Source organism: Actinomadura sp. 6N118 (assembly GCF_044326415.1).
GTDB lineage: Bacteria > Actinomycetota > Actinomycetes > Streptosporangiales > Streptosporangiaceae > Spirillospora.
In genome coordinates this window covers 279,366-292,818 of record NZ_JBIRAZ010000002.1, presented here as the reverse complement: position 1 = coordinate 292,818, position 13,453 = coordinate 279,366, and the positions used below count along the sequence as shown (strand labels likewise).

14 protein-coding genes are annotated in these 13,453 nt (G+C 71.9%); 3 read left to right on the top strand and 11 right to left on the bottom strand.

The window, feature by feature from the left end; genetic code table 11:
- Positions 1-30: 30 nt before the first annotated feature.
- Positions 31-1,221: an aspartate aminotransferase family protein gene (locus ACH34W_RS05125; protein WP_395959525.1), complete on the top strand. Its 1,191-nt coding sequence runs from the start codon at positions 31-33 to the stop codon at positions 1,219-1,221.
- A gap of 74 nt (positions 1,222-1,295) precedes the next feature.
- A complete protein-coding gene (locus ACH34W_RS05120; RefSeq protein WP_395959524.1) occupies positions 1,296-2,150 on the top strand; it encodes a MurR/RpiR family transcriptional regulator in 855 nt (284 codons plus the stop codon).
- A 60-nt stretch (positions 2,151-2,210) separates the two neighbouring features.
- On the opposite strand, the gene ACH34W_RS05115 is transcribed toward ACH34W_RS05120, so the two are convergent.
- From ACH34W_RS05115 to ACH34W_RS05100, 4 genes are all read right to left on the bottom strand, one after another.
- Positions 2,211-2,693 carry an Lrp/AsnC family transcriptional regulator gene (locus ACH34W_RS05115; protein WP_395959523.1) on the bottom strand — a complete coding sequence of 161 codons (483 nt, stop codon included), beginning with the start codon at positions 2,691-2,693 and terminating at the stop codon, positions 2,211-2,213.
- Between the two features lie 123 nt (positions 2,694-2,816).
- A complete protein-coding gene (locus ACH34W_RS05110; protein ID WP_395959522.1) occupies positions 2,817-3,635 on the bottom strand; it encodes an anti-sigma factor family protein in 819 nt (272 codons plus the stop codon).
- Positions 3,632-4,117, bottom strand: a complete 486-nt coding sequence (locus ACH34W_RS05105) for a sigma-70 family RNA polymerase sigma factor (RefSeq protein WP_395959521.1) — start codon at positions 4,115-4,117, stop codon at positions 3,632-3,634. The genes ACH34W_RS05110 and ACH34W_RS05105 overlap by 4 nt, the downstream gene beginning before the upstream one ends.
- 235 nt (positions 4,118-4,352) lie before the next feature.
- Positions 4,353-6,041, bottom strand: a complete 1,689-nt coding sequence (locus ACH34W_RS05100; RefSeq protein ID WP_395959520.1) for a hypothetical protein — start codon at positions 6,039-6,041, stop codon at positions 4,353-4,355.
- Positions 6,042-6,325: 284 nt separating this feature from the next.
- Between ACH34W_RS05100 and ACH34W_RS05095 the strand changes: the two genes are divergently transcribed.
- Complete coding sequence (locus tag ACH34W_RS05095; protein WP_395959519.1) at positions 6,326-8,047, top strand: type VII secretion protein EccE; 1,722 nt, start codon at positions 6,326-6,328, stop codon at positions 8,045-8,047.
- Between the two features lie 54 nt (positions 8,048-8,101).
- Here the strand turns inward: ACH34W_RS05095 and ACH34W_RS05090 are convergent, their stop codons facing one another.
- From ACH34W_RS05090 to ACH34W_RS05060, 7 genes are all read right to left on the bottom strand, one after another.
- On the bottom strand, positions 8,102-8,443 hold the full coding sequence (locus ACH34W_RS05090; protein WP_395959518.1) for a hypothetical protein: 342 nt from the start codon (positions 8,441-8,443) through the stop codon (positions 8,102-8,104).
- Positions 8,444-8,465: 22 nt separating this feature from the next.
- Complete coding sequence (locus ACH34W_RS05085) at positions 8,466-8,939, bottom strand: YbaB/EbfC family nucleoid-associated protein (RefSeq protein ID WP_395959517.1); 474 nt, start codon at positions 8,937-8,939, stop codon at positions 8,466-8,468.
- A gap of 10 nt (positions 8,940-8,949) precedes the next feature.
- Positions 8,950-10,395 (bottom strand): hypothetical protein, encoded by a 1,446-nt coding sequence (locus tag ACH34W_RS05080; RefSeq protein ID WP_395959516.1) that lies wholly within the window; start codon positions 10,393-10,395, stop codon positions 8,950-8,952.
- A 26-nt stretch (positions 10,396-10,421) separates the two neighbouring features.
- Complete coding sequence (locus tag ACH34W_RS05075; protein WP_395959515.1) at positions 10,422-12,200, bottom strand: hypothetical protein; 1,779 nt, start codon at positions 12,198-12,200, stop codon at positions 10,422-10,424.
- 31 nt (positions 12,201-12,231) lie between these two features.
- Positions 12,232-12,597 carry a hypothetical protein gene (locus ACH34W_RS05070; RefSeq protein ID WP_395959514.1) on the bottom strand — a complete coding sequence of 122 codons (366 nt, stop codon included), beginning with the start codon at positions 12,595-12,597 and terminating at the stop codon, positions 12,232-12,234.
- A gap of 125 nt (positions 12,598-12,722) precedes the next feature.
- Complete coding sequence (locus ACH34W_RS05065; protein ID WP_395959513.1) at positions 12,723-13,037, bottom strand: WXG100 family type VII secretion target; 315 nt, start codon at positions 13,035-13,037, stop codon at positions 12,723-12,725.
- A gap of 33 nt (positions 13,038-13,070) precedes the next feature.
- Positions 13,071-13,403 (bottom strand): WXG100 family type VII secretion target, encoded by a 333-nt coding sequence (locus ACH34W_RS05060; RefSeq protein WP_395959512.1) that lies wholly within the window; start codon positions 13,401-13,403, stop codon positions 13,071-13,073.
- Positions 13,404-13,453 lie beyond the last annotated feature (50 nt).

The window sequence follows — 13,453 nt, the reverse complement described above, 5'->3', positions numbered from 1 at the left end:
CGTCACCCCACCGCCCCGAGGGTTCAGCTCATGCCCCCAGCTACTCCGCAGCCTCCCACCGGGAAGCCGCGCGGCTTCGGCCACGCCCGCGCGCCGAAGTTGCCCGTACGGATCGTGCACGGCGAAGGGGCGTGGGTCACCGACGACGCGGGCAACCGTTACGTCGACTGCGCCGGCGGCGGCGCGCTGACGTTCGGGCACCGGCATCCCCGGCTCGTCGCGGCGGTGCGCCAGCAGCTCGACCGCGTCGCGCTCACCGGACAGGGTTATCAGGACGACCGGCTGGACACGTTCTGCTCCGAACTCACCGGCCTGCTCGGCACCACCGCCGCGCTGCCGATGACGACGGCCGTGCAGGCAATGGAGACGGCGGTCCGCGCGGCCGTCGCGTGGGGCGGGGCGACCCGGGGCGTACCTGACTGGCGGGCGAACGTCGTCGTGGAGGGCGCGCCGCCCGTCCGGCCGGTGACCCCGACCGTGCGGCCGGTCCGCTACGGCGACGCCGACGCGGTGGCCGACGCGATCGACGAACGCACGGTCGCCGTCCTGGTCGAGCCGGTTCGCGGTTCGGCTGGGGTGGCGGTACCGCCCGCCGGGCACCTGCGCAGGCTGCGCGAGCTGTGCACCGAACGCGGGCTGCTGCTGGTCGCCGACGAGACCGAGTCGGGGCTGAGCCGGACCGGCCTGACGCTCGCCTTCGACCACGAGCGTGTCACGGCCGACCTGACCGTGCTCGGCGGAGCGCTCGGCGGCGGTCTCGTGCCGCTCGCCGCGGTGACCGGCGACCACGACGTGCTGGAGGCGGCCGGGTCCGGAGCGGGCGCCGACGGAGCGGACGGCAACCCGCTGGCGTGCGCGGTCGGCGGAGCCGTGGTCGGCCTCCTGGCCGCGGGGACCTATCAGGCGCGGGCGCGGACACTCGGTGAACGGCTCCGCGAGGGGCTCGACCGCCTGGTCGGCAGGGGCCTGACGGCCGTCCGGACGCGCGGGTTGTGGGCGGGGATGGATGTGGATCCGTCCTGCGGCGACGGGCGGACAGTGATCGAGGCGCTGGTGACGGCGGGCGTGCTGGCCCGGCAGGCGGGCGAGCGGACCCTGTGCCTGGCGCCGCCGCTGACCATCTCGGCCGGTGACCTGGACTGGATCGTGGACGAGCTCGGCGCGCTCCTGGAGGATCTCGACTCCACGCCGACGGTGCCGCTCCGATCGCGCCGCACGTGACGGGGCGCACGTGACGGAGCGGCGCACCGGAGCGGCGCCAGAGCGGCCCGTTGACGACGCGCTACGCTCACGGCGTGGACGAGGTTCGCGTTGAGGGCATGGCCGAGACCATCCGGCGGCGTCTCGGCGACTGCAGCCCCGCCGAACGGAAGGTGGCCCGGGTGCTGCTGGCGAGCTACCCGTCGGCGGGCTTCGAGACGGTCGCGCGGCTGGCCGAGCGAGCCAAGGTCAGCCCGCCCACGGTCCTCCGGTTCGCCAACCGGCTCGGTTACGACGGTTTCCCCGAGTTTCAGCGCGCGCTCCGCGACGAACTCGACCGCGGCATGTCGGGCTTGGGCGTCGCGCCGTCCCGGCAGGACGTGGACACCGACGACTTCACCCGCGGCGCCGACGCGCTCGCGTCGGCGGTGGCCGAGACGTTCGCCGCGCTGCCGCCTGACGACGCCGCCGCCGCGATCGCCCTGCTGTCGGACGTACGCCGCCGCGTGTACGCCTACGGAGGCCGGTTCAGCCACCTGATCGCGCGTTACCTCGCCCTCCAGCTCGCCGAGCTCCGCCCCGGGGTGAGGTCGCTGCCAGACCCGGAGTGGGAACGCGCGGTGGTGATCACGGACCTGGCACGCAGGGACGTGCTGGTCCTGTTCGACTTCCGGCCCTACGAGGACCATTTGCACCAGCTCGCGGCGTTCGCGGTGGCCCGGGGCTCCAAGGTGATCCTCTTCACCGACACCCATCTGTCGCCGATCGCCGCGCTCGCGGAAGTGGTGCTGCCGAGCCGCACCGAGGCCCCACCCCCGCACGAGGGCCTCGTGGCCGCGCACGCGCTCGCCGAGAACGTGGTGGCCGGAGTCCTCACGACGCTCGGCGGAGCGGCGGCGGAACGGCGGGGGGGTGCCGACGACGCGGCCCGTTCCACTGGCCTTTACTGATGAGCGACGTTTTCGGGACGGATTCCCCGGCGAATAATTGACGCCTTCCGCCCTCATGAATTAGGCAGTGTCGGCCATTCGCGTTTTATTGGCGAGGTCCGTCGGAGTTGGCCGTTCCATCAACCGGGAAAGCACGATGATGCTCCGGGTCTGCACGACGCGGGGTTCGTTGCGGATATGTTCCAGCACCCGGTCCAGCCGTGACATGTCCGGCGCCAAAAGGCGCACCAGGGCGTCGGCCTCACCCGCGACCGTGCGCACGTCGGCGACCTCCGGAAGGACCGCCAGTGCCGCGCACAGGTCGTGGGCGGAGGTGCCGCCCGCACAGGACAGCTCCACGAACGCCTCGATCCTCGGGCCCTGCACGCCCCGGTCCACCACGGCGGTGAAACCCTTGATCACGCCGACGACGCGCAGCCGGTCGACCCGGCGCTTCACCGCCGGCGCCGACAGGCCGATGCGCGACCCGATGTCGGCGTAGGTGCTGCGGGCGTCCTCGACGAGACATGCGATGATCTTCTCGTCGAGGTCGTCGACGGACATGTGATGCACAGCTGCTCCTCCCGGTCCTCCTGGCCCTCCTGGCCCTCATTCAGATGCACGTCCCCGGAGCCCTACGGGGATCGACCGGACGCGGATGTTCTCCGTCGGCACTACCCGGCGGCCTCAGAATCGTGCGGTCGCCAGCAACGTGCCGTCCTCCCCCACGACCTGCACGGCGGCGACGTCCGCGGCGGCGACCGAGGCCGCGCCGTCCACCGGCGCCCCGCCCTCCCCCGAAGTGACCCAGGTCCCGGCCGAGTGCGCGACGCCGAAACGGTCGAGCACCGAGATCCGGCAACCGCGCCCCGGGGCGATCCCGCTCATCGCCACCTTCAGCCGGATCCAGCCGCGCGCCGGGATCACCGTCGCGCGCATGCCGACCCCGTTGGAGCCGGCCGCGGTCACGGTGCGCGTTCCGGGCGGCAGGGCGGTCGCGGGCGGCGTGCCGGTCACGGGCGGCGTGCCGGTCGCGGGCGGCGCCGACGGTCGCGCGATCGGAGGGCGTCCGCCGTCCTGATCCGACACCACCCCCAGCCCGACCCCGAGCCCGCCGGCGCCCACGCCCACCACGGCGGCCGCCGCGACGGCCAGTGCCACCCGGGCACGCGGCCCGCGGCCCCGGCCGTGCGTCCGGGTCCGAGTCCGGGTCCGGGTCCGGGCGTTCGTCGGCGTCTGGCGCGAGGGCAGAGCCGTGTCCTCCGCCTCCGCACGGACGCGGCTCAAGGTGCGGCGCAGGAACAGTTCGTCGGCGTCTAGCGGCTGCTCGGCGAACGCGCTCGGCGGGACCACGGCGAGCAGGTCCCGCGTGTCGTCCAACTCCGCCAGCTCGGCGCGGCACCGCTCACAGAACGCCAGGTGCTCCTCGATCTCCCACACCTCCTCGCGGTCCAGTACGCCAAGGCTGTAGGCGCCCAGAAGGAAGTCGTGCCGTTCCCCGCTCATCGGTCCTCCACGCCGTCCGCCAGTGCCGTGCGCAGAGCGCGGACCGCGTAGTGCGTCCGCGACTTCACCGTGCCCTGCGGGATCTGGAACATCTCCGCCACCTCCGCCACCGAGCGGTGCCGGAAGTAGATCTCGACGAGCACACGGTTGTGCTCGGGAGACAGTGATTTCAGCGCCTCCAGTACCACCACCGAGTCGACGATCCGCTCGGCGTGGTCCCCGTGCGCCGCGCCGCCCTCGGGCAGTTCGGGCACCTCGGACGGCCGCACCGCCCGCCGCCGCGCCCGGTCGAAGGACAGGTTGCGCAGGATGGTGAGCAGCCAGCCGGTCAACGGGACGGTCGCGGTCGCCACGATGTGGGCGTGCCGCCACGCCCGGATCATCGTCTCCTGCACCAGGTCCTCAGCCGCGCCGCGGTCCCCCGTCATCCGGGTGGCATAGGCCAGCAACATGCGACCGTGCTCGGCATAAAGGTCTCTCATCAATTTCTCGTCGCGCGCGGGGTCACGCTCATCCGTTATCTCCGAAACCGCTCTTGATCCCACCGTCATTGATCCTCCAGCGCTCTGCCGGAGTCGCGCCAATTGTTTGGCCTTCGCGCACCCCGGACTGAATACCGGCCATTTCTGCCAGCCCGTACGAGCTCTGTTCATTTGACGGTTCAAGAAAGTTTCCTGGCTAAATAGTTCAATTTTCGGGACGAATATCCATTGCGTCTCAGCGGCGATCCGTTGCGTCCCGGGAAATGAAGAGCGCGCCGTCGCCGTCCAGCCCGGGGGGCGCGCCGTGGCAGCGCTTCGCGGGCGCGTCGCCGGGGTCGGCGGTGGTGGCACGCAGCCGCGCCAGCACGGACGCGTCGTCACCGGCCGGTCCGTCGCTGGAGGAACCGTCGCTGGACGAGCCGCTGCCTTCCTCCTCCCGGAGGTGGACGATGCGGTTCCGTCGTGTCGGCGCGTCCACCGCCAGCACCGTGAACGTGGTCGCGGCGGCGAACACGGCGTAGGCGTCGTCACCGGCGTCCAGGGACACCAGGCGCGCGTTCCCGGGCCACAGCGCGAACAACACTGGGCCCTCCGCGAGCGGCGGCCGGACGGTCGCCGCGACGAAGCCCGGTTCCAGCACCCGGCGGCCCGGCTCGTACACGGCCGTCTCCTCGGGCGTGAGATCGGAGGTGAGCCAGACCGGGGCGCGCACGACCGGCAACACGCGCAGACCGGCGACCAGGCAGGCGGCGTGCGCCGTCGCGGCGAGGACGTCCGCTCCGTCCACGTCGGCGTCGATCCGGGCGAGCGCGCGCAGGGTGCGGTCGAGTCCGGGCAGGTCACCCTCGACGTACGCTCGGACGGCCGCCAGCTCGGTGACGGCCGCGCGACGCCGTTCCGCGGGCAGGCCGCCCACGATCTCGGGACGCCGCGCCAGCACCCGCGCCACGGCGACCAGGTGTTCGTCGGCGCGCTCGCCGAGCGTCTCCCGATGCCGTGCACGTTCGGCCGGGCCGCTCACGTGGCCCGGCGGGACGAGTCCCGAGGTCCGGATGAGCCGGATGTCACGTGCGGGAGTGGCTTCGCGCCCGTCCTCGTCCTCGTATTCGTCCCCGTATTCGTCTTCGTATTCGTCTTCGTCCTCGTCCTCGTCGAGGTCAAGGCCCAGCTCGGTCTCCAGATCCGGCTCGGCGTCCGGAGCCCGCCCGGCGCCCGGGCCGGTGAGGATCGGGTCCGCGGCCGCCTCGGCCGGCAGGGCCGCGAGCATGTCCGCGACCCCGTCGGCCCGGTCTTCGGCGACCACGACGGTCAGCCGTTCCGGATCAGGATGGAGCGTGGCCGCGGTTCGCAGGAGCTCGGTCGCGTCAGGCGAGCAGAGGGCCACCCCGGCGGGAATGCGGAACGCGCCCGGCAGGCCGTCCGTCTCAAGGAGCGCCGTCTCCCATACCGGACGCGGATGCACGGCCCCCATCGCCTCGACGGGCAGCCCCGGCCGGAACCGGAACCACTGCCAGAACGTGGTCGGCCTCTCCTCGTGGAATCCCCAGGCCAGCACATGCTCGCCGCGCGTCTCCACCAGCCCGGAGGTCGCCACCAGGTCGAGCTTATGAAGGTCGGCGAACTCCTGGGCGGCGGGACCGCTCACCCCCGGAAGAACGAGCCGGATCGACGGCCCCGGCACCAGGTCGAGCACCGCGGCCACGGCAGCCAGCACCTCCGCCGAGCCCTGCTCGGCGTCCACCGCGATCGCCGGCCGATCGGCATCCACCGGGATTCGTGTGACCTCGTCCGCGCGTCCTCCGGCGGGGTCCCCGCGGTACAGCCAGAGCCCCGCGGGGATGCGGCGGACCGCCCAGCCCGGCGGGAGCACAGCGGTGCCGGGCTGGGCGGCGGTTGAGGGGCGCGACGCGACGCCACTGGACATACGGGCTCCTGAAGACGGTGATGGGCACCGGGGTCTACGAGCTGACCGGGGGCCGGGTTCACGTGAACCTCGCCCTTCCCCGCCTCGTAGTGCGATCGGGGCCCTCTACCGCTCGATCACTGGAGGAACCATTGGCCGCTCCACCCATACAGAGACCAGCGTCGGCAGAGACACCGCAGCGCACGCCCACCCGCTCCACCGGGTCCCCCGGGTCCGCCCGGCCCGCTCGGCCCGTTGCCGCCGGTTCGCCCGCGCCGCCCGGCGGCGGTCCCCGGCGGTTGCCGGTGCGCGGGTCGGTCCTCGGCCTGCGGGCCGGGCAGATCGCCGTGTGGCCGCCCGCGGCGATCGCGCTCGGCTACGGATGGGAGCACCCGGGGACGGCATTCGGGACCGGTCTGGTCGCTGGGGGCGGCGTGGTGTTCGCCGCGACGTTGGCGCGCTTCGGGCACCGATGGGGATACCAGTGGGCGGCGCTCGCGACCACACGGCGCAGGCGCCCGGTGCGCCGCGCGGACATCCTGCCGGACCCGCCGGACGCGAGGATCGCGGCGTTGCGCGCGGCGCTGCTGCCCGAGCTGCGCATCCCGTCCGCGGGCCCGCCGCGTTCCAAGATCGGAGTGATCGAGGACGGCGGTTCCTGGGCCGCGGTGATCGCGGTGGCGCACGGCCCGTCCGGCGGCGCGCCGCTGGACATCCTCCCCGGCGCGCTGGCCCCGGTGCTGCGCGGTGAGGAGATCGAGCTGAGCGCCGTCCAGGTCCTGGTGCACACGGTGCCCGCCGCCCCCGGCGCGACGGCGCGGCCCAGGTCGGAGTTGGTGCGGGTCGCGCTCCGGGTGGATCCGCGCGCGGCCGGTCCGGGGAGCGAAACGCTGCGGGTGCCCTCGTTCCAGCGGATGTTGCGGCTGCGCGCCCGCCGCGTGGTGGAGCTGCTCACCGAGGCGGGTCTGGAGGCGCGGATCATGGACGCCGAACGTGCCCGTGCCGCGCTGCTGGCCGACGCCGCGATCGAGCCGGCCGCGCCGCCGCCCCGGCAGGGCTGGCGCTGGTGGTCGTCGGGCCGCCATCGGCACATCGTCTACTGGGCCAAACGCTGGCCGCGCGCCGGGATGGCCGAGTTGCAGCGCGGGCTGGCCGCCGTACCGGCGCACGGGACGGTGCTGAGCGTGACGCTCGCACCCGCGCCGCATGGAGCGGTGTCCACGACCGCGCTGCTCCGCGTGATCACCGCTGACGGGCGCAGGCCCGCGCGGGACGCCCGGCGCGCGGTGCGCGCCGGCGCCCGCGCGGCCGGGGCGCGGCTGATCCCGCTGACCGGCGAACAACACCGCGGCGTGCTCGCCACCCTGCCGCTCGCCCGCGAGCTGTCCGGCCCCGTCGTCTGGCGTGGCGCGCACCGCGCGGGCACCGAGCCCGGGACGGCGCTGCGCACCGTGGGCGGCGGCCTGCCGCTGGGGCGCGACGACACCGGCGGCGTCGTGCTGCTGCCGATGTTCCAGGAGGAGCCCCGGCATTTCACCGTCCTCGCGGACGCCCGGCTCGCCGGGGTGCTCGCGCTGCGGGCGCTGCGGTCCGGGGCCGGGGTGTGCGTCACGGCCGCCGACGACGCCGTGTGGTCGCGCGTCCAGCGGGGTGCGGGCCGTGCGGCCGAACGGCTGCATCTGACGCCCCCCGGCCAGGCCGGGCCGGCCGAAGGAACGTGCCTGCGCCCCTGGCTGGTCTTCACCGAGGGCGCGCCCGCCGCCGTGACGCCCCGGTCCTGGTGCTCGACGGTCGAGTTCCGCGCCGAGGGCGGCGCGGGCTCGCTCGGACCCAAGGACACCGCTGTGGTCCACCGCCCCGCCGGGAGCACGGTGGACGCGCTCGCCCAGGCGTTCCGGCTGCCCCGCCGCGCCGCGTTCGAGCTGCGCATGCTCCCGCCGAACGCGGTCGCCCTCGTCCGCCGGGGCGAGGTCCGGGTCGTCGATCTGGCACTGGCCGACAACGAGCGCGAACTTCTCGGGCTCTGATCCCCCGGACATGCGAATGCCCCGCGCGCCGAGCACGCGGGGCATTCGTTCGCGCTACTTCTTCTTCTTGGGGACGCCGGGCGCCGGGCCTCCAGGGGGCGGGCCTCCGGCCATGGCATCGGTGGACTCCCAGGCCGCGGCGGTCGCGCCCGCGTTGGTCGCCACCCGGCTGACCGCGCCGTTCAGGGCCGTCTCGGTCCCGATGATCGCGTCGCGCATCGTCACGTAGTTCGTCAACATCTGCTTGCCGAGTTCGTCCTCGCCGAAGGCGCCGAGGTAGGGACCGGTCAGCGACTCGTGTGAACCCGCCCGGTCGCCCAGGGCGTTGCTGTAGCGGCGCAACAGGTTGGAGACGCTTCGCATCTCGCCGAAATCGATGTCGAGGTTCTCGGGCATCGTGTCGTGGGCTCCCTTTCGGCTAATGGTCGTCCGGCCGGTGCCGGGCGAGGAAGGCGGCCAGGTCGAGGGTCTCGAACGGGTCGTCGGGGATCGCATCGATCACATTCGTGCCGCCCTTCAGCAACGCGTCCCAGTTCAGCCCGGCAGGGAGGGTGGGCACGATCGCATCATTGATCTTGCTCAGCGCACGGGTCCGCGCCTTCCCGACGGTCGTGACGATGATCTCCGCTAGCTCCTTGGACGACAGGCTGCGGTAGCCGTCGTCGTTGAACTTGAGGGCGACCAGTTCGCCCTGCGGGCCGACGGTGACCGACAGCATGCGGCGCTCCGCGCTGGCCGTGGTGGTGTTCTTCTCCAGCTGCTCGTGGAGCTCGCGCAGCTCGGTCAGGCGCCGGCCGAACTCGTCGACGAACTCCTCGACCATGTCCGGCAGGTCGGGGATGCCGGGCATCTGGTCCTTCTTCTTCTCTTCCGCGTTCTTCTCTTCTTCCATGGACGTCCTTTCAGCGGCCCAGCGTCGAGGCGCTGGAGTCGCTGCCCCAGACCGCCTCCTCGCCCTCGGTGTACTCGCGTTTGCGGTCGCGTTCGTTCTCGTCGTCGCCGTACGGGCTGCCGGCGAACGGGAGCATCCCCTCGCCGCCGGTCAGCCGATCACGCCGCGTGGGGTTGCCGGTGTCGTCGCCGAACGTGTCGGCCGGCAACATGCGGCTCTTGCCGTCCGGGCCCGTCGACATCAGCCCGTACGCGCCGCCCACCGGCGGCATCATCCCGGGCCCGAGCGGGGACCGTGGCGAGCCCGGGGCGGACGGCGTCTCCACCAGCGACGGGGAGGGCCGGTTCTGGCCGATCGGTGACAGCCCGCCGCCGAGGACCGAGGGGGCCAGCAACCCCGCGCCTCCGAAGGGAGAACCGTCGGCCGTGAGCGGCGGGTTGTTGATCGGGTCGCCCAGCACGCCGTTGCCGGCATCGGTGTTCAGCCCGCTGAGAATCGGGGCGGGGGCTCCCGCGTTCGGGTTCAGCTGGACGAACTGCGGCTGGTTCGCCGGGTCGTTCGCGGCATCGTTGAGCGCACCCGGCTCGGTGACCAGGTTGAAATCGTCGTTCGCCGGGACAATCGGCGCGATGTCGCCGGGCGGCACTGCCGCCTGCGGAAGGTCCTCAGGCGCGGGCACGCCCTCCCCCGGCGGCGGACCGTCGACCAGGTTCGGGGCGGCGGTCTCCGGCAGCGCGCCGGGCGGCGGCACGGTCTCGCCAGGCGGCGGAACGGCCCCAGGCGGCGGAACGTCGCCCTTCACCGGCGGGGCGGGCAGGTCGGCCGGGCTGGGGACGGGAGCGTCGCCCGGATCGGTCAGTGCGCCGCCCGCCGCGGTGTAGTCCCCGGCCAGCTTGCCGATGATCGCCCGCATCTCCTCGTTCAGCGCCTCGGTGATCGCGGGATACCGGTTGACGTCCACGATCGTGGTGCCGTTGGGTCCCGCGATGGACGGCGTCAGCGGCGGCACCCCGGGGTTCGGCCCGTTGCCCTCGTTGAAGGCGGTCGCGGCATTGTTGTAGGCGGTGACCTCGTTGTTGTAGGCGTCGACGGTGTCCTGGGCGGCGTTCGCCATGGCCTGTTTCACCGCCTCCTGCGCGTCGCGCAGGTCCTGGGCGGCCTTGTCGAGGGTCGTCTGGTAGGACGGCGGCCCTGCGAGCGTGTCGGCGAGGCCGACGACATGGGTCGCCAGCTCGGTGGTGAGGCCCACGAACGCGGTCGCGGCGGGCCCCTTCCACGAGCCTCCCGGCCCTGCGAGCGTGTCGGACCCGTCCTTCACGGTCCCGCCCGCGTCGTCGATGAGCTCCAAGGTGTAGTCGAAGTAGTCGCCGGCCCACTCCAGGCTCGTGGGGTCACCGGCATTGATGGCTTCCTGGATCTGCTGCCAGGTCCAGCCCGCGTAGTCGCCAGCAGGCATGGTCCACCTCCTCGGTCAAATGGTGGTCAACGGCCCAGGACACCCGCGCCGACCTCGGACTCGGCACCCCAGACCTCCTCTTCTTCGGTGAGCCACGTGGTGCGGTCGCGGTTCTGCTCGCCACCGGCGCCGCCCCCGCCGCCCATGCCTCCCATGCCGCCCATCGGCGGCGGGTACATGGGCTGCTGCCCGTTGCGGCCGGTCCCGCCGAACTCGGCGCCGCCCGCCTTGGGCGCGGGCGGGGCTCCGCCGACCAGCCGGTCGAGGTTGGGTGGCGGGGTGACGCCGAGGTTCTTGAGGCCGTTCGCCAGGTCCGGCTTGCTGAGGGGCGGCGCGGTGATCGGCGGAATGGTGAGCGGCTTGCCGTCCGGGCCGCGCAGAGGCTTGCCCGTCTGCGGGTCGATCAAGGTCCGGCCGTCCGGGCCGACCGTGAACGGCTTCCCGTCCGGGCCCAGGATCGGCTTTCCGGTCTTCGGGTCGATGATGGTCTTGCCGTCCGGGCCGATGACGCCGGCACCGGCCGGGGTCTGCACCACGGCGCCGGGGGTGGCCAGGCCGCGCTGCGCCTCCTCGGCGGCCCGCTGCGCCTCCTCCTGCTGCCGCTGGGCCTCCTCGGCCGCCTGTTGCTGGAGTTCCTGTTGCTCACGCTGCGCGGCGAGCTGTTCGTCCTGGAGTTGTTGCTGCTGCGCGGCCGCCGCCGCGGCGGCCTCCTCCTGCTGTTTCTGCGCGGCCTCCTGGGCCGCGGCCTGCTGGTCTTGGACCTTCTGCTGCTGCGCGGCGGCGTCCGCCTGCGCCTTCTGGCCGGCCTCCTGCTGCTCCTGCTGGGACTGCTTGGCGGCGGCCGCTGCTTCGGCCTGAGCGTCCTTCTGCGCCTGGGTCGCTTCCGCCTGGTTCTTCTTGGCCTCCTCCTGCTGATCCTGCTGGAACTTCGCCGTCTCCTCCTGGATCTTCTTCTGTTCCGCCTGCTGTTCGTCCTGGAACTTCTTCTGGTCCTCCTGCATCTCGTCCTGGTGCTTCTTCTGGCTTTCCTGGATCTCGTTCTGGTCGTCGAGGGTGGGTCCTCCGGGGGCACCGACGGGTGCGCCCGGCGGCGGCGCCGCCGGTTCCGGCATCTCGGTCATCGCCTTCTTGTAGCCCTCGGTGAGCTTGGCGAACTCCTTGCGGGCATCCGTCGTGTAAGCCCGGTCGATGTCCGGGTAGGCGGAGATGTGGACGATGGTCGTGCCGTTGACCTCGTGGAACGGCTTCTGAGTCGGAGTGACGACGATCGGGGGCGAGCCGTTGGCGTCGCCGGGGAGCGGCTGGATGTCATCGACCTTCGCCTTGTGCTCCAACTCCTGCTTGTAGCGGTCCAGGACCTTCTGAGCGTAGGTCCCGTCGAGCTGGTTGATCTGGTTGATCGTCGTCTGGAGCAGGGTCGCCATGTCATAGAGCGTCTGGGAGTACGAGGGCGGGCCCTCCAGCGGCTCGAGATGCCCCCGCACCGAGGCGTAGGTCTTCTTCGCGAGCTTCTTGAACGCGTCGGCCGCGTCACCCTTCCACGTCGGGTTGTCGATGCCGACCAGCTTCTCGATGCCGGCGTCCAGTTCGGTGGCCGCGTACCAGAGGCTGCTGTAGACCTCGTTGTAGTACCAGGCCGCATCGTTGAGGGACTGCGGATTGGAGGTGCCCGTCTGCGCGAAGGTCGCGGTCTCGAGGTCGGTGTTCACCGCTCCGGTGACCGCGATCTTGATCTCTCGCCAGTCCCAGCCGTTGTACTTGTCGTTGTCCGGGGGCGTGATCCCCATGTTGTCCGGTCCGGGCACGATCCCTCCGGTCGGTGCGTCGGTCGTCTGGTCAGCCGGGCAGCAGGGGGTCGATCTCCCCGACCAGTTCGTCGACCTTGTCGGCCAAGTTCTTATTGAGCTCTTCGGTGGTGGTGTAGTTCTTCACCATCGTTTCCAGTTCCTCGGCGAAGCGGCCGACCGCCAGCTTCAGGTCGGCCAGGTGCTGGGAGTAGACGATGGCCCGGCCCTTCTCGCCGAAGCCGATCAGGTCGCGCAGCGCGGTGGCGTCCTTGAAGTTCCCTGCCAGAACGTCGATCTTGTTCATGTAGCCGTGCGCGGTGGTCAGGTCGGGTTCGATGCCGCGCAGCACCTTGGCGAACTGGCTCAGCGCCTCCGGGGTCACCAGGATCTCGTCGTCGTTCTCGGGGGGAGGCATGACACTCCTTTCCAGGGGTGAGCGGCGTTTCCAGGGATGAGCGGCAGTTCCAGAGGAGAAGGGCCGGCGCGGACACCGCTCACCGCCCGCGCCGGCCCGGTCTCCTATCGCTGGTCCGCGAACGGTCAGCCGTAGACGTTCTGCCAGGACCGCTTGTTGTAGTCCTCGGTCATGTCCACGTTGTTGACCATGTTCCGGAGGGTCGAGGCGCCGGTCATCCCGGCGCTCTGCATCTCCACGGCGCAGCGGTTCCAGATCTCCTGCTGCGCGTCGTATTCCACGCGCTCGTTGCCGGACCAGTTCTCGCCACCCAGAAGGGCCTTGACCTGCTTGTCCATCGTGGTCAGGGTTTCGGCGATGTCCTTACCGCCCTTGTCCAGCTTCGCCATGATGTCGTCCATGGCGATGCGCGCCATGCGCATCCTGCCTTCGACCGGCATGTGTGCTCCTTTCGCTGATGTCTTCGGGGCCGGTCAGACCGGCAGGGTGACCGACTCGGCCGCGGCGGTGGCCGTCTCGGCGTGCGTGCTGTTGTCGAGCTCGCGCTGGTCGCTGGCGTCCTTGTTGCTGCCCATCACGATCTTGACGTTGATCAGCGCCTGGATGATCTTGTTGTACTTGGCGTCCCACGCGAGCATCGCGTTCAGGTGCTTGTTCGCGGCGCCGGACTCGAAGCTGGCACCCAGGTCCTCCAGCGCTTGCATCACGCTCGCGCGGATCCCGCCCAGCACATCGATGTGCTGGTCGATCGTGGTCGCCGCCTGCCCGAGTTTCTCGGAGTCGACGATCTTTGTATCGGCCGCCATCGTCACCACCTTTCATCTGAGACCCCCGCCGGGGCCAGGGAATATGTGCT

What these genes read in the sequence shown, in the direction of transcription:
- ACH34W_RS05115 (WP_395959523.1), bottom strand. Translation starts at nt 2,693, where the DNA reads ATGTCCGTCGACGACCTCGACGAGAAGATCATCGCATGTCTCGTCGAG.
- ACH34W_RS05090 (WP_395959518.1), bottom strand. Translation starts at nt 8,443, where the DNA reads ATGCCCGAGAACCTCGACATCGATTTCGGCGAGATGCGAAGCGTCTCC.
- ACH34W_RS05070 (WP_395959514.1), bottom strand. Translation starts at nt 12,597, where the DNA reads ATGCCTCCCCCCGAGAACGACGACGAGATCCTGGTGACCCCGGAGGCG.
- ACH34W_RS05125 (WP_395959525.1), top strand. Translation starts at nt 31, where the DNA reads ATGCCCCCAGCTACTCCGCAGCCTCCCACCGGGAAGCCGCGCGGCTTC.
- ACH34W_RS05100 (WP_395959520.1), bottom strand. Translation starts at nt 6,041, where the DNA reads ATGTCCAGTGGCGTCGCGTCGCGCCCCTCAACCGCCGCCCAGCCCGGC.
- ACH34W_RS05110 (WP_395959522.1), bottom strand. Translation starts at nt 3,635, where the DNA reads ATGAGCGGGGAACGGCACGACTTCCTTCTGGGCGCCTACAGCCTTGGC.
- ACH34W_RS05060 (WP_395959512.1), bottom strand. Translation starts at nt 13,403, where the DNA reads ATGGCGGCCGATACAAAGATCGTCGACTCCGAGAAACTCGGGCAGGCG.
- ACH34W_RS05065 (WP_395959513.1), bottom strand. Translation starts at nt 13,037, where the DNA reads ATGCCGGTCGAAGGCAGGATGCGCATGGCGCGCATCGCCATGGACGAC.
- ACH34W_RS05085 (WP_395959517.1), bottom strand. Translation starts at nt 8,939, where the DNA reads ATGGAAGAAGAGAAGAACGCGGAAGAGAAGAAGAAGGACCAGATGCCC.
- ACH34W_RS05105 (WP_395959521.1), bottom strand. Translation starts at nt 4,117, where the DNA reads ATGAGAGACCTTTATGCCGAGCACGGTCGCATGTTGCTGGCCTATGCC.
- ACH34W_RS05080 (WP_395959516.1), bottom strand. Translation starts at nt 10,395, where the DNA reads ATGCCTGCTGGCGACTACGCGGGCTGGACCTGGCAGCAGATCCAGGAA.